The sequence below is a fragment of the Falsihalocynthiibacter arcticus genome (assembly GCF_000812665.2).
GTDB lineage: Bacteria > Pseudomonadota > Alphaproteobacteria > Rhodobacterales > Rhodobacteraceae > Falsihalocynthiibacter > Falsihalocynthiibacter arcticus.
On sequence record NZ_CP014327.1, the window covers coordinates 782,450 to 803,063 of the forward strand.

Annotated in this window: 18 protein-coding genes and 1 pseudogene; 16 read left to right on the forward strand and 3 right to left on the reverse strand. The window is 53.1% G+C overall.

The window, feature by feature from the left end; genetic code table 11:
- Positions 1 to 44 precede the first annotated feature (44 nt).
- The 3 genes from RC74_RS03865 (at position 45) to rpmE (ending at position 1,417) form a co-directional block, all read left to right on the forward strand.
- Entirely contained in the window at positions 45 to 461 is a 417-nt protein-coding gene (locus RC74_RS03865; protein WP_039001612.1) for an MAPEG family protein, read from the forward strand.
- A 345-nt stretch (positions 462 to 806) separates the two neighbouring features.
- Positions 807 to 1,184 carry a 50S ribosomal protein L19 gene (rplS, locus tag RC74_RS03870; RefSeq protein WP_039001659.1) on the forward strand — a complete coding sequence of 126 codons (378 nt, stop codon included), beginning with the start codon at positions 807 to 809 and terminating at the stop codon, positions 1,182 to 1,184.
- Between the two features lie 11 nt (positions 1,185 to 1,195).
- Entirely contained in the window at positions 1,196 to 1,417 is a 222-nt protein-coding gene (gene rpmE, locus RC74_RS03875) for a 50S ribosomal protein L31 (protein ID WP_039001611.1), read from the forward strand.
- Positions 1,418 to 1,488: 71 nt separating this feature from the next.
- Here the strand turns inward: rpmE and RC74_RS03880 are convergent, their stop codons facing one another.
- Complete coding sequence (locus RC74_RS03880; protein ID WP_039001610.1) at positions 1,489 to 1,767, reverse strand: hypothetical protein; 279 nt, start codon at positions 1,765 to 1,767, stop codon at positions 1,489 to 1,491.
- 191 nt (positions 1,768 to 1,958) lie between these two features.
- Here RC74_RS03880 and RC74_RS03885 point away from each other — a divergent pair, with 191 nt between their 5' ends.
- Positions 1,959 to 2,771: a division plane positioning ATPase MipZ gene (locus RC74_RS03885; protein ID WP_039001609.1), complete on the forward strand. Its 813-nt coding sequence runs from the start codon at positions 1,959 to 1,961 to the stop codon at positions 2,769 to 2,771.
- Positions 2,772 to 2,774: 3 nt separating this feature from the next.
- Here RC74_RS03885 and RC74_RS03890 read toward each other — a convergent pair whose 3' ends face one another.
- Entirely contained in the window at positions 2,775 to 3,647 is an 873-nt protein-coding gene (locus RC74_RS03890; RefSeq protein WP_039001658.1) for a MurR/RpiR family transcriptional regulator, read from the reverse strand.
- Positions 3,648 to 3,788: 141 nt separating this feature from the next.
- Here RC74_RS03890 and RC74_RS03895 point away from each other — a divergent pair, with 141 nt between their 5' ends.
- The 8 genes from RC74_RS03895 (at position 3,789) to RC74_RS03930 (ending at position 14,009) form a co-directional block, all read left to right on the forward strand.
- On the forward strand, positions 3,789 to 4,562 hold the full coding sequence (locus RC74_RS03895; RefSeq protein WP_039001608.1) for an N-formylglutamate amidohydrolase: 774 nt from the start codon (positions 3,789 to 3,791) through the stop codon (positions 4,560 to 4,562).
- Positions 4,559 to 5,065 carry a TRAP transporter small permease subunit gene (locus RC74_RS03900; protein WP_039001607.1) on the forward strand — a complete coding sequence of 169 codons (507 nt, stop codon included), beginning with the start codon at positions 4,559 to 4,561 and terminating at the stop codon, positions 5,063 to 5,065. Before RC74_RS03895 ends, RC74_RS03900 begins: the two co-directional genes overlap by 4 nt.
- Entirely contained in the window at positions 5,065 to 6,567 is a 1,503-nt protein-coding gene (locus RC74_RS03905) for a TRAP transporter large permease (RefSeq protein ID WP_039001606.1), read from the forward strand. The genes RC74_RS03900 and RC74_RS03905 overlap by 1 nt, the downstream gene beginning before the upstream one ends.
- A 52-nt stretch (positions 6,568 to 6,619) precedes the next feature.
- Entirely contained in the window at positions 6,620 to 7,648 is a 1,029-nt protein-coding gene (locus RC74_RS03910) for a twin-arginine translocation signal domain-containing protein (protein WP_039001605.1), read from the forward strand.
- A gap of 59 nt (positions 7,649 to 7,707) precedes the next feature.
- Positions 7,708 to 9,060: a glutamine synthetase family protein gene (locus tag RC74_RS03915; RefSeq protein ID WP_039001604.1), complete on the forward strand. Its 1,353-nt coding sequence runs from the start codon at positions 7,708 to 7,710 to the stop codon at positions 9,058 to 9,060.
- A gap of 2 nt (positions 9,061 to 9,062) precedes the next feature.
- A complete protein-coding gene (locus RC74_RS03920) occupies positions 9,063 to 10,445 on the forward strand; it encodes an aldehyde dehydrogenase family protein (protein WP_039001603.1) in 1,383 nt (460 codons plus the stop codon).
- A 5-nt stretch (positions 10,446 to 10,450) separates the two neighbouring features.
- On the forward strand, positions 10,451 to 11,596 hold the full coding sequence (locus RC74_RS03925; RefSeq protein WP_039001602.1) for an iron-containing alcohol dehydrogenase: 1,146 nt from the start codon (positions 10,451 to 10,453) through the stop codon (positions 11,594 to 11,596).
- Between the two features lie 172 nt (positions 11,597 to 11,768).
- The gene (locus RC74_RS03930) at positions 11,769 to 14,009 is read left to right on the forward strand and encodes a glycosyltransferase family 2 protein (protein WP_052274757.1); all 2,241 of its coding nucleotides are present in this window, start codon (positions 11,769 to 11,771) and stop codon (positions 14,007 to 14,009) included.
- A 12-nt stretch (positions 14,010 to 14,021) separates the two neighbouring features.
- Here RC74_RS03930 and RC74_RS21590 read toward each other — a convergent pair.
- Positions 14,022 to 14,980, reverse strand: a protein-coding gene (locus RC74_RS21590; protein ID WP_156477400.1) for an IS630 family transposase whose coding sequence is annotated in 2 segments (ribosomal slippage) — positions 14,022 to 14,636 and positions 14,639 to 14,980 — 957 coding nt in all. Because the reading frame shifts where the segments join, the coding sequence is not laid out codon by codon here.
- A gap of 104 nt (positions 14,981 to 15,084) precedes the next feature.
- Here RC74_RS21590 and RC74_RS03945 point away from each other — a divergent pair.
- The 4 genes and pseudogenes from RC74_RS03945 (at position 15,085) to RC74_RS03960 (ending at position 20,606) form a co-directional block, all read left to right on the forward strand.
- On the forward strand, positions 15,085 to 16,044 hold the full coding sequence (locus RC74_RS03945) for an alpha/beta hydrolase (protein ID WP_052274677.1): 960 nt from the start codon (positions 15,085 to 15,087) through the stop codon (positions 16,042 to 16,044).
- 140 nt (positions 16,045 to 16,184) lie between these two features.
- Positions 16,185 to 18,992 carry a molybdopterin oxidoreductase family protein gene (locus RC74_RS03950; protein WP_039001016.1) on the forward strand — a complete coding sequence of 936 codons (2,808 nt, stop codon included), beginning with the start codon at positions 16,185 to 16,187 and terminating at the stop codon, positions 18,990 to 18,992.
- Positions 18,989 to 19,738 carry a 4Fe-4S dicluster domain-containing protein gene (locus RC74_RS03955; protein WP_039001017.1) on the forward strand — a complete coding sequence of 250 codons (750 nt, stop codon included), beginning with the start codon at positions 18,989 to 18,991 and terminating at the stop codon, positions 19,736 to 19,738. Before RC74_RS03950 ends, RC74_RS03955 begins: the two co-directional genes overlap by 4 nt.
- Positions 19,735 to 20,606 (forward strand): annotated as a pseudogene (locus RC74_RS03960) (dimethyl sulfoxide reductase anchor subunit family protein). Before RC74_RS03955 ends, RC74_RS03960 begins: the two are co-directional and overlap by 4 nt.
- Positions 20,607 to 20,614: the final 8 nt, after the last annotated feature.

A 20,614-nucleotide genomic window follows, 5' to 3' on the forward strand; every position in this document is an offset into this window, starting at 1 on the left:
CCTTCCCCTATTGAAACACAGAAACTCATTTAGGGAGAACTCAAATGGAATTTGTAGCCGCCTATTCGACCGCGATACTTTCGCTCCTCGTGTTTGTTCTAATTGTTTTGGTTCAAGGCGCAATGGTGGGGGCCGCCAAGGCATCGGCCGCGCTCACACCCGGAAGTTCACCCAAGGCCGACTACGAGACCGCGTTGTATCGCCTCGATCGTTCGCACCAAAACGGCGTGGAGAACTTGGCCGCCGCGGCGATTGCGTTGTTTTCATGCATACTCGTTGGCGCCCCAAGTTGGTGGGTAAATCTATTGATGGTCCTCTTCCTTTTGGGCCGCATCGTTTACGCGCTGATCTACTTGAGAAACGTGGGAAAGCAGACGCAAGGCATCCGAACAGGGGTTTATGTCTTTAGCTGGGCAATGATCGTCATCCTATGCTGCATGGCAATTTTGTCCCTTATTTAACGGGGCTTTCCTTAGGTCTCCGCAGGCAACTTTGTGGTCGCTTGGGGCTTGCCCCTAGGCCTTTTTGCGCCTATACCGCGCAGACTTGAGATGAGAAAACTGGGTGGATGATTCTGTTTGGGTTCTTGTTTCAGGTACTAGGGGCTATCCCTAACGCGGGGCGCGTCAAACCAAACATTCTTCTGTTTGGGTGTTATGTGCATCAACCGCTTGTGGGCCACCTCTCAAAGGAATGACGATCTTATCTCTGGCGGGCTGATTTTTCGGGACCCGGTGAACGACCAAGAGCACTTAGACCGCACAAACTTCGTGGAAAAAACCGCGAGCATTTATGGAGTAAATCAGATGAACCTGATTGCACAATTGGAAGCTGAGCAAGTCGCAAACCTTGCAAAAGACATTCCAGATTTCAAAGCGGGTGACACTATCCGCGTTGGTTACAAGGTAACCGAGGGCACGCGCTCTCGTGTACAGAACTACGAAGGCGTTTGTATCGCCCGTAAAAACGGTTCCGGCATTGCTGGTTCGTTCACAGTTCGCAAAATTTCTTTTGGTGAAGGTGTAGAGCGCGTATTCCCACTGCACTCCACAAACATCGACAGCATCACCGTGGTTCGCCGCGGTAAAGTCCGTCGCGCCAAATTGTACTATCTGCGTGAACGTCGTGGTAAATCCGCACGTATCGCCGAAGTTACAAACTATAAACCCAAAAAAGAAGCGTAAGGAAAAGGGCCATGAAAAAAGATATTCACCCCGACTACCACTTCATCAACGTCAAGATGACAGACGGTACAATCGTTCCTATGCGTTCGACATACGGCAAAGAGGGCGACCAGCTTTCCTTGGAAATCGATCCCTCCGTGCACCCTGCATGGAACGGCGGCAGCTCGCGTCTTTTGGATGCTGGCGGACGTGTTTCCAAGTTCAAAAACAAATACGCTGGTCTTGGCTTCTAAGCTGTCCACGATATTTATCAAAAAACCCGGCTGTTTTGCAGTCGGGTTTTTTTGTGCGCATTTCTGACGGCCTAAGCTTCTGCAAGAGATTGGTTAAGACCGTTCCACTCGTCGGTTAAAGTCCCTGTCGGCGTTTCCTGCCCGCCCATACGATCCCAATATCCCGCATTTGGGATGTCGCCCTCTATGCGGTGACACAAAGCATGAATGCGGTTCATAATCTGGACGTCCTCATAGGCTTGACAGATTTCATGCGCAGCTTCCCAATGCGAACCCAAAGCAAGTTCCCCTTGTTTCAAATGATCCAATGCGGTGCGCGCCAAACCTGTCATATCATTACTTTCCGGCATAATTCTCTCCCGTAAAATACTCGTGAAGGAACTATACGCCTACAGCGAATTCTGGCGAGCATAATTCCAATCCAATGCCGACAATCTTTCATATTCTCTTGCCGCCTGCGATGGCTTCCCATAAGGAAAATCACAACATATAGTGTCCCCATAAACTGGGGCTACTGGCAGGACTTTGAAGGGGAAAAGATTTGGCGCATATTATCGTTGTGGGGAATGAAAAAGGCGGTTCAGGCAAATCGACAACTTCGATGCATCTGGCAACGGCGCTGGTTCGCATGGGGCATTCGGTTGGGGCGCTTGATCTGGATTTGCGTCAAAAAAGTTTTGGTCGGTATATCGAAAACCGCAAAGCCTATGCAGAAAAGCATGATCTCACGCTCGCCTGCCCTGATTACCAAGACCTTCCCGAAATCGACTCCACCGCTCTCGAACCCGGTGAAAATATCTATGACCACCGCCTGTCAGCAGCCGTCGCGACCTTGGAGCCAACCTGCGATTTCATTCTTATTGACTGTCCGGGAAGCCATACGCGCCTGTCCCAAGTTGCGCACTCGCTTGCCGACACATTGGTTAGCCCGCTCAACGATAGCTTTGTGGATTTCGATCTTTTGGCCCGTGTGGACCCCGAAACAAACAAAATCCTCGGCCCGTCCGTCTATTCGGAAATGGTCTGGAATGCGCGTCAGTTGCGTGCCCAAGCAGGCCTGCCTCCGATTGACTGGATCGTTGTGCGCAACCGTCTTGCCGCGCAAAACATGCACAACAAGATAAAAATGGGCCAAGCGATGGAAGATCTTTCCAAGCGCATTGGCTTTCGTACCGCGAACGGTTTCGGCGAGCGGGTCATTTTCCGCGAGTTGTTCCCCAAGGGCCTTACTCTGCTCGACCTGCGCGATATCGGTGTCAAAGGCCAGATGAACATCTCGAACGTCGCGGCCCGTCAAGAGCTGCGCGAGTTGGTCAAAGTCCTTAAACTTCCCGGCGTCGAAGTAGACTTCTAGATCCTAGGTAAACTTCCGAAAAAATCGGGTGCGGTCGAACATATCTTCGAGCGCCTCCATCCGTGGCCGCGTGGTATCCCACGTGCGCTCTTGCACTGACGCCACCACCGTTTCCAACAAGAGCATGGGCACAATTGCACTGTCCCAAGCAGAGGGCACGATAATCCGACAGCTAAAGGTATGGGTCGCGATTTTCTCAATTGGCGACTGCCATTGATCGGTGAACAAAATGATTTTCGCGCCCTTCTCGGCGGCAAGTTCCGCGAGTTTAAGCGTCGAGTTTTCATAGCGCCGCACGTCGAAAATCACCACGACATCACCTTCTTTAACCTCAAGAAGGTAGTGCGGCCATGCGTTGGATATTGACTGAATATGGGTCACATTTGGGCGCAAAACCTGCATGTGGAGGAAAAAGTAATCCGCCAAAGCGCGCGTAATACGACCGCCCACAACGTAAATTCCGCGATCCATATCCGCCAAAAGGTCGCACGCTTCGTCAAATTCCGTCGTTTCAATTTGCCCCAAGGTCTGGCGGATATTCCCCATAACCGCATCGGTGAAACGATTGAGAATATGCTCCGTGGGCGCACGCCCCGCCCATGTGTCGTGCTTTTCTATTGGGTCGGATATTTGAGCTTGCAACTCGCCGCGTAGTGCACGTTGAAATTCGGGGAACCCCGAGAAGCCAAGCTTCTGTACCATCCGAACGACCGTTGGCGTCGAAACCTCCGCATCGTGGGCGACCATTGTGATCGAACCAAGCCCTGACATGGGATAGTTTTGCAGGAGCGAATCCGCGAGTTGGCGTTCCGCGCGGGTCAAGTTTGCGAAGCTGGCACGCAGAATATCGGATATAGTCTCTGGTGTACTGGTCAAAATAGGCCCCTTTTTTATGCGTATACCAAAGGAATGCGTTTTCGTGAAGGAAATGCTTTCGTAAAAGAGTTGACAGAGCGATGCGTTCTGAAACAATACTTTCAAAGCGCCATCTTTGGAAGCGTTGATTTGGGTGGATGAATGTTGAGACCAGAAGACATCGAGGGGAAACCGGCCTTATTCGTAAACCGCGAAGGCGCGACGCCCGTGGCAATTGTTTGCGAACACGCGTCGCGGTTTATTCCAACGGAATTTGACGGCTTGGGGCTGACGGAAGTCGCGCGCGAAAGTCACGCAGCGTGGGATCCGGGCGCTTTTGACGTTGCGCAGATGTTGGCTCACGGTCTCAACGCCCCACTCGTTGCTTCAGGTGTCTCGCGGCTTGTTTACGATTGCAACCGCCCGCCCGAAGCGCTCGATGCAATGCCAGCCAAAAGCGAACAGTTTGATGTTCCGGGGAATCTTGCCCTAACCAAAGCCCAGCGCGCCGCCCGCACACAAACCTATTACGCCCCATTCTGCGCCTCTGTCACCGACCTAATGACGACAGGCATTGAGGCCATCGTTACCGTCCACAGTTTCACCCCTATTTATCACGGCAACCCCCGCGCTGTTGAATTGGGTATTTTGCACGATTCAGACAGTCGTCTAGCCGACGCGATGCTCAAGAACGCCCCTCAAGAAACGACCCTTTTGACCCTGCGCAACGAACCCTACGGTCCAGAACACGGGGTGACCCACACGCTCAAAGTTCACGGCGTTGAAAATGGCATTGCAAATGTTATGCTTGAAATCAGAAACGATCTTTTAGCGACGCCGCAGCAACGACAGGAAATTGCGCAAATGCTTTTACGGATTTTGCGGAAGTCTCTCAATGAAATTGGTGTTTCGACTCCGCAGGAGGCGACAGAATGATCCCATTTATCCGTGTATACGTCCGCATCGTTGACGGCTTCAATCGTCGCCTAGGGCGCATCACAATGTATGGGATTTTCGTCATGATCGCGATCCTGATGTGGTCGTCTGTCTCCAAAATCGCCTTCAATCCATCGCTCTGGACGTTAGAGATCGCTCAATTTGCCATGGTTGCTTATTATATGCTTGGCGGGCCGTATTCGATCCAAGAGGGCGCGAATGTTCGGATGGATTTGTTTTATGGCGAGTGGTCGACGCGGAAAAAAGCGTGGTTTGACGTTTTCACGGTGCTGTTCCTCATCTTCTATCTCGGCGTGTTGCTTTATGGCGCCTATGACAGCACCGCCTATTCGTTCAAATACGGCGAGCGCTCGCCAACCGCTTGGCGTCCATACATGTGGCCGATCAAAATCACGATGTGCATTGGGATTTTCTTGATGCTTTTGCAGGCGATTTCCGAACTCCTCAAAGATATTGCGACCCTCAAGGGAGTACGCCTCTAATGTCCTACGAAATGATCGCAATCTTTATGTTTGCCACCATGATGCTAATGATGATGACCGGCCAACGGGTGTTTGGCGCGATTGGCGGGGTCGCTGCGGTTGCCGCCCTGACTCTTTGGGGTACTGGTGGTAGTGACATTCCATTCTCCAGCGCGATGAAGCTGATGAAATGGTATCCCCTGCTCACGTTACCGATGTTTATTTTCATGGGCTATGTCCTGTCGGAAAGTAAAATTGCCGACGACCTCTATAAAATGTTCCACGTTTGGATGGGGCCACTAAACGGCGGGCTTGCCATTGGCACGATCGGCTTGATGGTTTTGGTTTCGGCTATGAACGGCCTTTCGGTGGCGGGGATGGCGATTGGGGCGACGATTGCCCTGCCTGAACTTCTGCGGCGTGGGTATGACAAGAGGATGGTGACGGGAGTTATTCAAGCGGGGAGTTCGCTGGGAATTCTTGTACCGCCTTCGGTCGTGCTCGTACTTTATGCGATGATTGCACGCCAACCCGTCGGGCAGCTTTGGCTTGCCGGTGTGGTTCCGGGCTTGATGATGGCCGCTATGTTCATTCTTTATATCGTGATCCGCTGCAAACTGAATCCAGAGCTTGGACCTGCGATGAAGCCCGAAGACTTAGCGGAATATGACCGCGTCTCGGAACATCCTTTGCGGATCAATTTTGTCATCATCGCTGCCTTTTTGATGCTCCCCTTCCTGATGCAAGCAGAGTCTGTTTCGGCCAAAACAATCCTTGTGCTCGCGCTGGCAGTTGGTGGGCTCGCCTATGTGACCCGCAGCATACCTCTTTTCTATAAGGACGTATTTCTAAAAGAAAAGAACCGCCTTCTATTCTCGGGCCTCCTACCCCTCATCATCTTTTTTGCGATGATGGTTCCCTTTGTAAATGGCTGGACAAGCCTTGTGGAAAGTTCTGCGATTGGCGCAATGACGGCCTTTTTGGCGGCGGTCCTTAAGGGGCGGATGAACTCTGAAGTTTTCGAGAATTCCGTGCGCAACACGTTGCTGATCTCTTGTATGTTCATGTGGATTATCCTCGCCGCACTCGGCTTTGGCGCAGTGTTTGACGGACTTGGCGCGGTGAAGGCCATCGACAATCTATTCACCGATCAACTTGGCCTAAATCCTTGGATGATCCTGATCCTGATGCAGCTTTCGTTTCTAATCATGGGGACCTTTCTCGACGATACTGCGATGCTGGTGATTGTGGCACCACTCTATGTGCCCTTGGTGCAAGTCCTTGGGTTTGACCTTATTTGGTATGGTGTCCTTTACACAATCACGACACAAATCGCTTATATGACGCCGCCTTTTGGCTATAATCTATTCCTGATGCGCGCCATGGCCCCACCGGAAATCACCCTTAAGGACATCTACGGCTCTATCCTGCCGTTCGTTTTGGTGATGCTGTTGGCGCTGACCTTGATTATGCTTTTTCCGCAGATTGCTCTGTGGCTGCCGAATTACATCTACGGCAAATAATTTCAACGACCCCGAATGGGGCGAAACCTTTAACCTCAACAAGGAGACGACCATGACAACAAGACGCAAGTTTCTCACCACCGCAGGGGTTGGCGCAGTTGGCGCAACCCTCGCGGCCCCAGCTATCGCCCAAAGCAAAATCAAATGGCGGATGCAAACTTATGCTGGCCCTGCATTGGCCGAGCACGTCATCACGCCCGCCATCAACAGCTTTAACAAAATCGCTGGCGATGAGATGGAAATCGAACTGTTTTACGCGGACCAACTTGTCCCAACGGGCGAACTTTTCCGTGCGATGCAAAAAGGCACAATCGACGCGGTTCAATCCGATGACGATTCCATGGCGTCCCCAACCGAAGTCACTGTATTCGGCGGCTACTTCCCCATGGCAAGTCGCTACTCGCTCGACGTGCCAGTTCTGTTCAACCAATACGGCCTGAACGAAATCTGGGACGAAGAATACTCCAAAGTTGGCGTAAAACACATCTCTGCTGGCGCATGGGATCCCTGCCACTTCGCAACAAAAGAGCCTATCACTTCGCTCAAAGACCTCGAAGGCAAACGCATCTTTACCTTCCCAACTGCGGGTCGTTTCCTCACACAATTCGGCGTCATTCCCGTAACGCTTCCTTGGGAGGACATCGAAGTTGCGATGCAAACGGGCGAGCTTGACGGCATAGCATGGTCTGGCATCACCGAGGATTACACTGTGGGTTGGGCCGACGTGACCAACTACTTCCTCACCAACAACATTTCCGGCGCTTGGGCGGGTTCGTTCTTTGCCAATATGGATCGCTACAATGAGCTTCCTGAGCACTTGCAAGAACTGCTCAAAGTTTGTACCGACCAATCGCACTATTACCGTCAGTGGTGGTATTGGGGTGGCGAAGCTGCGCTCCGTGTCAACGGTCCGAAAATGGAACTGACAACAATCCCTGACGAAGAATGGGCTGTTGTTGAAGATGCCGCCGTTAAATTCTGGGATGAGATTGCTGCCGAAAGCGAGACCAAAGCCAAGGTTGTCAATATCATCAAGCAATACAACGCAGATATGATCAAAGCTGGCCGTCCATACCGTTAGGTCAATAAATACGGTGCGCCCCGTTCTGGGGCGCACTTGCTCACCCAAAGGATACGAAAATGCTAAGTTTTGAAGCTCTTAAAACCGCTGTCGCCGCTGGCACAGTTGATACAGTTCTGGTTTGTCTTGTGGACATGCAGGGCCGTCTCATGGGCAAGCGTTTTCTCGCACAACACTTTGTGGACTCCGCCTATGACGAGACCCATTGTTGTAATTACCTGCTCGCCACTGACCTCGAAATGGCCACGCCCGATGGGTTTGCCTCCACCAGCTGGGAGTCTGGCTATGGCGACTATGTGATGAAGCCCGATCTGAGCTCCATCCGCCCTATGCCGTGGCTCGACAGCACCGTCATGGTACTTTGTGACGTGCTCGATCACCATAACAATCCCATTCCCCATTCCCCGCGTGCCATTTTGAAAAAGCAGGTCGCGCGCCTTCAAGACATGGGCTTCACGGCAATCATGGCCACCGAGCTTGAGTTCTTCTTGTTTGAGAAAAGCTTTGAAGAGATTTCCAAATCCGGTTTCCGCGATTTGACACCGATCTCGGCCTACAACGAAGATTACCACATCCTGCAAACCACCAAAGAAGAGCATGTGATGCGCCCCATTCGCAACCATCTCTATGCTGCGGGCATTCCGATTGAGAGCACCAAAGGCGAGGCCGAGGCGGGCCAAGAAGAGCTCAACATCAAGTATTCCGAAGCTATGAATTGCGCCGAATTTCACACCATTGCCAAACATGCGGTCAAAGAAATCGCTTGGCAAAAGGGCCACGCCGTCAGCTTCCTTTCCAAAGTTTCGCGCGACCTCGTTGGCTCCTCCTCGCATGTGCATCAGTCGCTTTGGAAAGATGGCAAGAACGCGTTTTTTGATCCCGATGCCGAGCTTGGCATGTCTGATATGATGCGTGCCTACATGGGCGGCCTGTTGAAATATGCGCCCGACGTAACCTACTTCCTCGCTCCCTATATCAACAGCTACAAACGCTTCCAAAAAGGTATGTTCGCCCCCACCAAATCCGTCTGGTCCGTGGACAATCGCACCGCTGGTTTCCGCCTTTGTGGCGCAGGCTCCAAGTCTGTGCGCGTGGAATGCCGCATCGGTGGGAGCGACCTAAATCCCTACCTTGCGCTCGCCTGTCAACTCGCTGCCGGGATCAAGGGCATGGAGGAAAATCTTCCCCTTGCAGCCCCCGCCAAAGGCGACACATATGGAGACAGCGACGGCCCCGAGATTCCGCAAACTCTGCGCGACGCCGCCAAAACTCTTACGAACTCTGTGATGCTGCGAGAAGCCTTTGGCGACGACGTCGTAGATCACTATACCCGCTGTGCTACGTGGGAAATTGAAGAATTTGACCGCATCGTGACCGATTACGAAATCGCTCGCGGATTTGAAAGAGCCTAAACATGACAAACACAGTGAAATGTATCTCTCCCATCGACGGGTCGCTTTATGCCGAGCGCCCAGTCCTGACCCAATCCCAAGCAGAGGCCGCCGTTGCGCGCGCCCGTGCGGCGCAAATCGAATGGGCCGCACGCCCTTTGAGTGAGCGCAGCGCCTTGGTCATGGCTGGCGTTGCTGCCGTTGGTGCAATGAACGACGAAATCGTTCTTGAAATCGCCCACCAAATGGGTCGCCCCGTGCGCTATGGTGGTGAATTCGGCGGCTTCAACGAACGCGCAAGCTACATGGCCACGATTGCCAAAGACGCTCTCGCGGACATCGCAGTTGGCGAAGATGCCCAGTTCAAACGCTATATCAAACGCGTGCCGCATGGCGTGGTTTTGGTCGTGGCCCCATGGAACTACCCCTATATGACCGCGATCAATACGGTCGCGCCCGCTCTCATCGCAGGCAACGCCGTCATGCTCAAACACGCGAGCCAAACCCTGCTTGTGGGCGAACGCATGGCTGCAGCTTTCCACAGCGTGGGCATTCCTGAGGACGTGTTCCAAAACGTATTCCTAGACCATTCAACAACCAGCGACCTCATCGCCGCCAAGTGCTTTGGCTTTGTGAATTTCACGGGATCCGTTGGCGGCGGCCAAGCTATGGAGCGCGCAGCAGCAGGCACCTTTACTGGTGTCGGCCTTGAGTTGGGCGGTAAAGATCCTGGCTATGTGATGGACGACGCGGACCTCGACGCCGCCGTTGATACGCTCATCGATGGAGCAATGTTCAACTCTGGTCAATGTTGCTGTGGGATCGAGAGGATTTACATCCACGAGAGCCTGTACGACGCCTTTGTCGAAAAAGCTGTGGCGATTGTTTCTGCTTACAAACTTGGCAATCCCCTTGAAGAAAGCACGACCCTCGGCCCCATGGCCCACACCCGTTTTGCCGCCGAAGTCCGCGCGCAAACTGAAGAAGCCATCGCCGCAGGTGCAACAGCATTGATCGACCCTGCGCTTTTCCCACAGGACGACGGTGGCGCCTATCTCATGCCGCAAATCCTCACCAATGTGACTCACGATATGCGCGTCATGCGCGACGAAAGTTTTGGACCCGTTGTCGGCATTATGTCCGTCAAAGACGATGCCGAGGCGATCGCCCTGATGAACGACAGCAACTTTGGCCTAACCGCAAGTCTTTGGACCAAAGACATTGATCGCGCGGCCCGAATTGGCGACCAAATCGAAACCGGAACTGTGTTTATGAACCGTGCGGATTACCTTGATCCAGGTCTTTGCTGGACAGGTTGCAAAGACACAGGTCGCGGCGGCGGCCTCTCGGTCATTGGGTATCATAACCTTACACGCCCTAAATCTTACCACCTTAAAAAGGCATAAATGTCATGAACTTAACTGGCAATTGGTCCTACCCAACCACAATCAAATTCGGCGCTGGCCGCATCAGTGAACTCGCGGAGGCTTGCAAGGCTACAGGGATGAAAAACCCCCTGCTTGTCACCGACAAAGGCCTCGCGAACCTACCGATCACTACGGCGGCTCTCGATCAACTTGAGGCCGCAGGCCTTGGACGAGGGCTTTTCTCCGATGTTGATCCCAACCCAAATGAAATCAACGCAGAAGCAGGCCTAGCGGTGTATCGCGCGGGCAGCCATGACGGCGTTATTGCCTTTGGTGGCGGCTCTGGCCTCGACCTTGGCAAAGTGATTGCGTTCATGTCTGGCCAAACTCGTCCGCTTTGGGATTTTGAGGACATTGGAGACTGGTGGACCCGCGCCGACCCCGCTGGAATCGCACCGATCATCGCGGTTCCCACAACTGCAGGAACAGGCTCTGAAGTGGGCCGCGCCTCGGTGATCACCAATTCTGTAACCCATGAAAAGAAGATCATTTTTCACCCTAAAATCTTGCCAGCCATCGTTATTTGCGATCCAGAGCTGACAACGGGCATGCCCGCGTTCATCACGGCAGGCACAGGAATGGATGCGTTCGCGCATTGTCTCGAAGCCTATTCTTCACCACATTACCACCCAATGAGCCAAGGCATTGCGCTGGAAGGGATGCGTTTGGTGAAAGAAAACCTCATGACGGCTTTCACCAAGCCAAACGACCTTGAGGCACGTGCGCATATGATGTCAGCGGCGATGATGGGGGCAACAGCTTTCCAAAAAGGTCTTGGCGCCATTCACGCGTTAAGCCACCCAATCGGCGCGATGTACAACACGCACCACGGCACAACCAACGCCGTCGTGATGCAACCTGTATTGCGCATGAACCGTGTGGAGATTGAAGATCGCATCAACGCGGCGGCACGCTATCTTGGCATCGAGGGTGGCTTTGACGGCTTTTACGACTATGTCGGAACGCTCAATGCTGGCTTGAAAATCCCTGCGAGCCTGACCGAAATGGGCATCACAAACCCAGATATGGACAAGCTTGTTCAGGGAGCGTTGATCGACCCATCGACAGGGGGAAATCCGGTAGAAATGACGCCGGAAAACACGCGCGCCTTGTTTGAGGCTTGCTTCTAAACTACCTGCCTGTTGCGCGAAAACCTTCACCCACCGCCCGAAGAATATGGGCGGTGGACCAAGCCGTTACCGATTTGTTAGACTTGTTGCATATAGAGTTTGCCTGCATCAAACCGTAGGTTATCTAGCAAGCTGGGCCTAAACCCCAAGCGCAATCGAAGACGGGCAAAACATGAGTGTTTTTCATCATCGCAGCCTTTTGGGCTGCCAAGCTGGCAGTGTCACACTGCTGGATGCCGTCTCAATTGACATGGACGAGGGACAGGAACTGCGGTTCTATTTTCAATCCGGCACACCCGTTGAAATAATCGCGCCCCTCAAGGACTATCGCTTTAAATCCAACCGCAGCATCGGTGGCGGCCTATTGTCGATTGCCCACGCCCCCAAAAGCCTCACGAACCCGCCGCTTCCCCTTATCGGCCAGCGCTTGCCTGTGACCCCCAACAAACCCGAACCAGAGCTTTTTGCAGGCCTCAATACCATTATGGCGCAGCGCAATGGGGAGAGCGCTGAAACGGTTTTGGCTTGGCTCGAGTATCACGTCACGGTCCATGGCGCAGAAGGTGTGATTATACTAGATCGCGCCGAACCAGAGGCAGATGATAGCTTTGCTAATAAGCTTAAAAACAATCCTGTTGCAGGTTTAAAATCCCTTGTTTTGGTGAACAGCCCCGTGCCCCTTGGCGCAAAAAATCTGCCTGATGAGGGCCATGCTTTTAATGCCCCCGACGCTCCCGGTAAGGACCGAATGGAAATTCCACCGGCCGATCCATGGCGTGCGCCTCTTGGGGATATGCTGATTTATGAGCTTTTGAAAACTCGCTTCCTTTCACAGGCCCGCGCGGTGGTAAGCCTCGAATGCTATGACATGCTCACGCCAATCCCTGACGGCACCATTTTTGATGCGGTTCAAAAGAGTGAAACAGGGGCGCTCCTGTTGCTCGGACAACGCTGTTATCCTTGGCGATTGCGCAAGGGGACAAAACCAAGTTTTGGCGACCATATCTGTCGGCAATTTGATGCACAAAAGGCCAATCGCCGCTGGGCGATTGATTTGTCGCGCGTTGGGATTGATCGAATTTGGCGCCTCGCGCGGGTTGTCGGCGCGGAGGCCGCACCACAGGATACTGCACAGTTCTTTCGCTGCATGGCCCTGCGGCATCATTGTGAAACCGTCAGTGAAATTGTTCCAAAAACCAGTCTGGTTGAGGACGCCGACTTACTGAAAACTGCCGAGGAGCATTTCAACCACAAGCCAGTTCGTGTCCCCGTGCAAAAGTCCGCTAAAACCGTGCACACCAACACTTCGGCCATTGTAACCACGATGAAAAATGAAGGCCCGTTTATATTGGAATGGGTCGCATATCACAAATCCATTGGCGTCGATGAACTGCTTGTTTACACTAACGATTGCGACGATGGCACCGATACTTTGCTCGACGTTCTACAGGAAAAAGGCGAGCTTCAGCACCGCGACAATCCTTTTAAGGAAAGCGGACTAAAGCCCCAACACGCCGCCCTTCAGGCCGCAGAATCCGAGCCGCAAATCAAAAATGCCGATTGGGTGACCTGTATCGACGTCGATGAATTTATTACAATCCATGTTGGGAAAGGCAAGCTCGCGGATCTTTTTTATGCCGTCAAAGATGCGAACATGATTTCAATGACTTGGCGGCTTTTTGGCAACGACAATGTGCATGAATTCAAGGACGGTTTTATCACAGAACAGTTCAATTCCTGTGCGCCAGAATTTATTCGCAAACCGCATCAAGCATGGGGCTTCAAAACGTTGTTCCGCACCATTGGGATTTTCAAAAAACTTGGCGTACATCGCCCCAAGGGGTTGCGGCCACAGCTTTGGGAACAAATCAAGTGGGTCAATGGCTCAGGCGCGCCCCTCCCCAGTAAAATGTTCCGAAATGGCTGGCGCAGTACACCTGAAACCTATGGCTATGACCTCGTGACGCTCAACCATTATGCGGTGAGGTCCGCCGAGAGTTTCCTTGTGAAACGGGATCGCGGACGGGTCAATCACGTGGACCGCGACCAAGGGCTTGCCTATTGGTTTCGTATGAACAACAACGCCGAGCACAACACCCAAATTCATCAAAATTTGCCCGCCGCCAAGGCCGAGTTTGATCGGCTTATGGCCGACCCAGATATCCGCGCCGCGCATGAATTCTCGGTCAAAAGGCATCGCGAGAAAATAGATGCTTTGCGCGCGACCGACAACTACGCAAAGTTTTACCAAGAGTTGACTGGGGAGCGCATGCAGAGAATGTCAAAAATGCATGCGTATTTCGGGGCAAATGTATTCCTTTCGGGGCCAGAAGTTGTGCCGGATAACATTGTCATGCAAGATCACCCCGAAGACTTCTTTTTCACCGTGGAAAAAGGCGAAACAGTGCACTAAAGCATCGAGCTTTTAACTTGATCCGTATCCCGCCTCACAAAAGAAGTTCCAGCATTCGTCTGGCGTGAAGAGATTGCAAATTTTGGCGAGGGCATCGAACATCTGGTCAAATGTTCTGGCTCCGATCCTTCGAAGGTGGGCTTTGAGTTTTGAGAAGGCCATTTCAATGGGGTTGAGATCGGGTGAGTACGGCGGCAGGTAGAGGAACCAGCACCCGACTTCCCGCAAGGCTTCTGCAGCCGCCTTGTTGTAATGGGTGGCAAGGTTGTCGCAAATGACGACAGTGCCTGGTCGCAGTTCCGGGGCAAGGACATTGCGGACGTAGACTTCAAACGCCTCACCATCCATCGCCCCCTTGATGACCCATGGTGCAATCAGGTTATCTTGCGTCAGGCCTGCAATGAACGTCTGAGTGCCCCACGCCCCAAACGGTGCGTCCATTTCCAGACGCTTTCCGCATAGACTGCGCCCACGTAGTCGGGTCAGATTGGTTTTTACTGACGTCTCGTCTATGAAGACGAGCCGTTCAGGATGCGCTTGCATTGCCGGAATACGGTACCGGAACCAGTCCCGACGACGCAGCTTCACATGGGCGCGGAGCCGCTCGGTGGCCACCAGTGACTTTTTTTGTACGTGTAACCAAGTTTGCGCAGGAACCGTCCGATAGATGCAGAATGGGCAACAACACCCGTGGCGGCCTTCAGCGCTCCGGCCAGTTCTGGCAGTGTGATGTCACCATCCTGCGCGACCAACTCTACAAGAAACTCACGGTGGAGCGCGAGCTTTCCGTGTCCTTTTGGTCGCCCTTGGACATCCGGTGTGGCATTGCCTCGCTCACGGATTCTGCGAAGCCAGCGAACGCCCGTGGCCGCCGAAACCTTCAAACGCGCCGCCGCCGCACGACCGCTCAACCCTTCCTCAATGTACTCTTGAAACCGCGCCCGAAGCGCCATCGGTAATGCTGCTGACATGATCCATCCTCCCAACCAGAGTGAATCACAAAACTGAACTCAACGGAATCCTATCGATTCAATATTTAAGCTCGACGCTTTAGCGCCTGTCAGAAAGTTTAAAAATGGCCCCCAAAGCGAAAACAATACCCGAGGAAGCAGACACGGTAGCCCTGGCACAGGTGGACAAATCGGACATGAGTCGCAAGGATTGGCGCGCACACATGAAAGCCATGGGGGATGCCGAGGGATTTTACGAAGACATCGGAGACGAGCATACCGCGCTTTTTGTACGACGTGGCGCGACCCTCATTGTAACCTTCGAAAACCTAGATCACGTCTATGAAAACTCCGAGTCACGCATGCCTTGGGGTTTCAATTTTGTCGAAGATCGTGGCTGGTCATTCCTTGGGATGATGGCGCACACATGGTCGTGGTATCGCGATGAATCCATATATGATTTCTTTGACCGTTTGCGCGACGAAGGTTTCTTTGAAAGCTTTGATAAGGTTGTGTTTTACGGCGCGTCAATGGGGGCCTATGCCGCCTGTGCCTTCAGTTCCGCCGCGCCAAAATCCACAGTCATCGCCATAAGCCCGCAGGCCACACTCGACCGCCAAATCGCAAGCTGGGAAACGCGCTACAAAAAGGCATGGCGGCGCGATTACACCACCCGCTATGGCTATGCGCCGGAAATGACTTCAGCCGCCGAAAATGTCTATTTATTCTACGATCCCACTGAAGCCTTAGACGCGATGCATGCCAGCCTTTTCCAAGGCCCGAATGTGCAGAAATTTAAATGCCGATACTTGGGGCATCGGATCGCAAGCTTTTGGATTTCTCTCGGCTTGTTGAAACCTATCATTCAGGATTGTGTCGATGGCACCCTAACGGAACCGAAGTTCTATGAGAGAATGCGCGCGCGCCGAGAGAGCATGCGGTACAAACGTGAATTGCTGGGCCGTGTGCAGTCTCGTGGGCGGCACGATCTGGTTGTGCGCCTGTGTGAATATGTTCTCGCACAAAATCGAGGGCCAAAATTTCGCCAAGCGTTGAAGGCGGCGAAGGCAAAACTAAAAATTTAGCCAGATCTGGCGGCACATCTATTCTATTTGCATCTGCCAATTCGGAACTATTTTCCCGTTTAAACCAAACAATTGGGAAACAATCTTCCCTTCTTGATGAAATTCAATTCTATTGATTTTCAGCTATGGAGGTATTCTCGATGACCCATCAACCCCAAATTGACACATCTCCAAAAGTCTCAGACGAAGTCCGCAATACAACCTGCTACATGTGCGCTTGCCGCTGCGGGATTGACGTCCACATGAAAGACGGAAAAGTCGCCTATATTGAGGGCAACCGCGACCACCCCGTCAACAAAGGGGTCCTTTGCGCCAAAGGGTCGGCGGGGATCATGCAAATTAACGCCCCTTCACGCCTACGCACCCCCCTCAAACGGGTTGGGCCGCGCGGATCTGGCGAATTCGAAGAGATCAGTTGGGACGAGGCCCTAGAAATCGCAACCAAACGCCTTGGGGAAATTCGCAAAGACGCTCCGGAGAAACTGGCGTTTTTTACAGGCCGCGATCAGTCCCAGAGCTTTACCTCCTTTTGGGCACAGGCTTATGGCACCCCAAATTACGCGGCCCACGGTGGTTTTTGTTCCGTTAATATGGCGACTGCAGGCATCTATACTATCGGGGGTGCTTTTTGGGAATTTGGCCAACCCGATTGGGACCACACCAAAATGTTCATGCTTTTTGGTGTGGCCGAAGATCATGACAGCAACCCGCTCAAAATGGGCCTTGGGAAGCTGAAGAAACGAGGTGCGAAGGTCATTGGCGTCAATCCCATCCGTTCTGGATACAACGCGATTGCCGACGAATGGATTGGCATCACACCGGGCACAGATGGCCTGTTCATCATGTCCCTTATCCGCGAATTGCTGATGGCTGGAAAGATCGACCTACACTATCTCGCGCAATATACGAACGCGCCGGTGTTGTTGAATTGCGATCCGAAATCCGCTGAGTTTGGCTTGCTGATGCGCGACGGAAACGGAAAAATGTTGGTTATTGATCGTGCCACAAAAAAACCGACCGCCTTCGATAAGCAAGGTGTTCAACCCGATCTTTCCGCCACCTATCGTAAGTCTGGCATTACCCATCACCCTGTATTCCACCAATTGGCCGAAACCTATATGGTCGACGAATATGCGCCGGAGAATGTAACGGAACGTTGCGGGATACCTGCGGAAACTATCCGCAGGATTGCCGCCGAATTGGCCCATGTGGCCTTTGAGGAGGCAATCACCCTCCCCATTGCATGGACTGATTTTAGAGGTGAAAAACATAGCGAAATGATCGGTCGCCCCGTCTCGTTTCATGCCATGCGGGGTATTTCGGCCCATGCCAATGGCTTCCAGACGTGTCGCGCCCTCCACATCTTGCAAATCATCTTGGGAAGCGTTGAAGTACCGGGAGGCTTTCGCTTCAAGCCCCCCTACCCCAAGCCCTTCGAGGCGCATCCCAAGCCACATTGCAACGCGAAACCAGATGCGCCCCTTGATGGCCCGCACCTCGGTTTTGTCCATGGGCCAGAAGATCTCGCGCTGCGCCCCGACGGGAGTGCCGCCCGCATTGACAAAGCCTTCACGTGGGAAAATCCAATGTCTTCTCATGGCCTTATGCATATGGTCATTTCAAACGCCCACGCGGGCGACCCCTACAAAATTGACACGCTCTTCTTGTACATGGCTAATATGGCGTGGAATTCGTCGATGAACACAAGTGGCGTCATTAAGATGCTGACGGACACGGACGAGAATGGCGAATACGTCATACCCAACATCATTTATTCCGATGCTTATTCGAGCGAAATGGTCGCCTATGCCGACCTCATTTTGCCCGATACAACCTACCTTGAGCGCCACGATTGCATCTCGCTTTTGGACCGTCCCATAAGCGAAGCGGACGCTGCGGCAGATGCCATTCGGTGGCCTGTTATCGAACCTGATCGCGATGTGCGCGGATTTCAATCGGTCCTCTGTGATTTGGGCGCACGCCTTGGATTGCCCAATTTCGTCAACGAGGACGGGAGCCAGAAATTCGCCGATTACGCCGACTATATCGTTAATCACGAACGCAAACCGGGCATTGGCCCGCTGTCGGGATTCCGTGGCGACGGTACGCAACAGGGTCGTGGTGAAGTTAATCCAGCGCAACTTGATCGCTACATTGAAAACGGCGGTTTTTCGGTCACGCATATTCCCAAACCCGCCTCCTACTACAAACCATGGAACACCGAATACCAAGATTGGGCTGTTGGGATGGGCCTCTTTGACAGCCCGCAACCCTTTCTGTTTTCACTCTATTCTGAACCCATGCGCCGCTTCCAATTGGCCGCCGAAGGGCACGGCGAGCGACAACCGCCCGAACATCTGCGGCAACAAGTGCACAATGCGATGCGGCCCCTCCCCACATGGACAGAGTCGGCACAAAGCGGCGATCAATACCCCATCCATGCCCTCACGCAACGCCCGATGGCTATGTACCACAGTTGGGGGTCGCAAAACGCATGGCTGCGTCAGATTCATGGGCGTAACCCATTGTATCTACCGACAAAAATATGGGCGGAACACGGGTTTTCTGAGGGAGATTGGGCGCGAGTCACCTCCCCTCATGGCGAGATAGTAGCTCCCGTTGCACTCCATGCGGCCCTCAATGAGCACACGATCTGGACATGGAATGCGATTGGTAAGCGGAAGGGCACTTGGGCATTGGATGAGGATGCGCCGGAGGCAACCAAAGGGTTTTTGCTCAACCATTTGATCCACGAATTACTGCCCCCAAAAGGGGACGGACTTCGCTGGGCGAACTCTGATCCCGTCACCGGCCAAGCCGCGTGGTTTGACCTGAAAGTTCGGTTGGAAAAAACCGCGCCGCCACAGAACGCGCAGCCCACTTTTCCACCGATCAAGTCCCCTGTTGGACGAGGCCCGAAAAACCTAACGTGGAAGGTGGGGAAATGACCGCATTACCGCAGAAAACCGAGCGCAAACTTGGCCTCGTAATTGACCTTGATACCTGTGTCGGGTGCCACGCTTGCGTCATATCATGCAAAGGGTGGAACACCGAAAACTACGGCGCGCCTCTGTCCGACCAAGACGCCTATGGCGCAGATCCCCAAGGAACGTTCCTCAATCGAGTGCACACTTTCGAGGTACAGCCCGAAGTTGGCACCGCCAAAACCGTACATTTCCCCAAGTCCTGTTTACACTGCGAGGATGCACCCTGTGTCACGGTTTGTCCAACAGGTGCGAGCTACAAACGCGTCGAGGATGGCATCGTTTTAGTCAATGAGGACTCCTGTATCGGTTGTGGCCTCTGCGCGTGGGCCTGCCCATATGGCGCACGCGAACTCGACAAAGCGGCGGGTGTAATGAAGAAATGCACGCTCTGTGTAGACCGTATTTACAATGAAAACCTTCCCGAGGAAGACCGCGAACCCGCCTGTGTGCGCACCTGCCCCGCAGGCGCACGGCATTTCGGGGATTTCGCCGATGAAACCAGCGCTGTAAGTCAGCTTGTGGCTGAGCGGGGTGGGTTCGACCTCATGCCGGAAATGGGCACAAAACCCGTCAACAAATACCTTCCTCCTCGACCAAAAGACACTGGTACGGAAATCGATATCCTAGCTCCGTTCCTTACGCCGATTGCCGTTGAGCCAAAAGGTTTTCTAGGCTGGCTTGATAAAACACTGGAGAAACTCGTATGAATCCTGCCCCCTCAGTGATCCTTTTCACCGCTTTTTCGGGCCTCGGTTTTGGCCTTCTGACATTTTTAGGCTTCGGCGTGCCTGCAGTTACGGGCTGGATCGCCTTTGTGTCTTACTTCATCGCCTATGCGCTCGCGGTGGGAGGGCTTGTGGCCTCGACATTTCACCTCGGCAATCCAAAGAACGCGTTAAGAGCCTTTTCCCAATGGCGCACTAGTTGGCTTTCACGCGAAGGCATCTTGGCGGTGAGCGCCCTTGGGACGATGGGGCTTTATGCCATTGGCGCGATATTTCTCGACCAACTTTGGTCAACTTTGGGAGTAATAGGCGCCCTTTTGTCGATCACAACAGTCTTTTCAACATCCATGATCTACGCTCAGCTTGCGACGGTTCCCCGGTGGAATCATCCAATTACAACGCTGTTATTTTTGGCGCTTTCCCTATCGGGGGGGCTTTGCTGGCTGGAAGAATTAGCCTCGCGATCCCCCTGCTTCTCGCCGCAGGAGGTGTACAAATCACCGCTTGGATTCTCGGAGATGCCCGCTTTGCCCAGCGCGGAACAACGCTGGAAACCGCCACAGGTCTTGGATTTCTCGGCAAAGTTCGTCTTTTTGAATCCCCGTATACGGGTGGGAATTATCTGCTCAACGAGATGGTCTATGTCGTTGGGCGCAAGCACGCTCAGCGATTAAGGGTCATCGCAGTTTTAGGGTTTTCGGTCATCCCTGCAGTTTTGCTTACACTCTCTCACAGTCACATTGCTGCGCTATTTGCAGTGATTTTTCACGTTGCCGGAGTGCTTGCGGCGCGCTGGCTCTTTTTCGCAGAAGCCGAGCACGTTGTTGGACTGTATTACGGCAAAAGGTAACTTTTTTG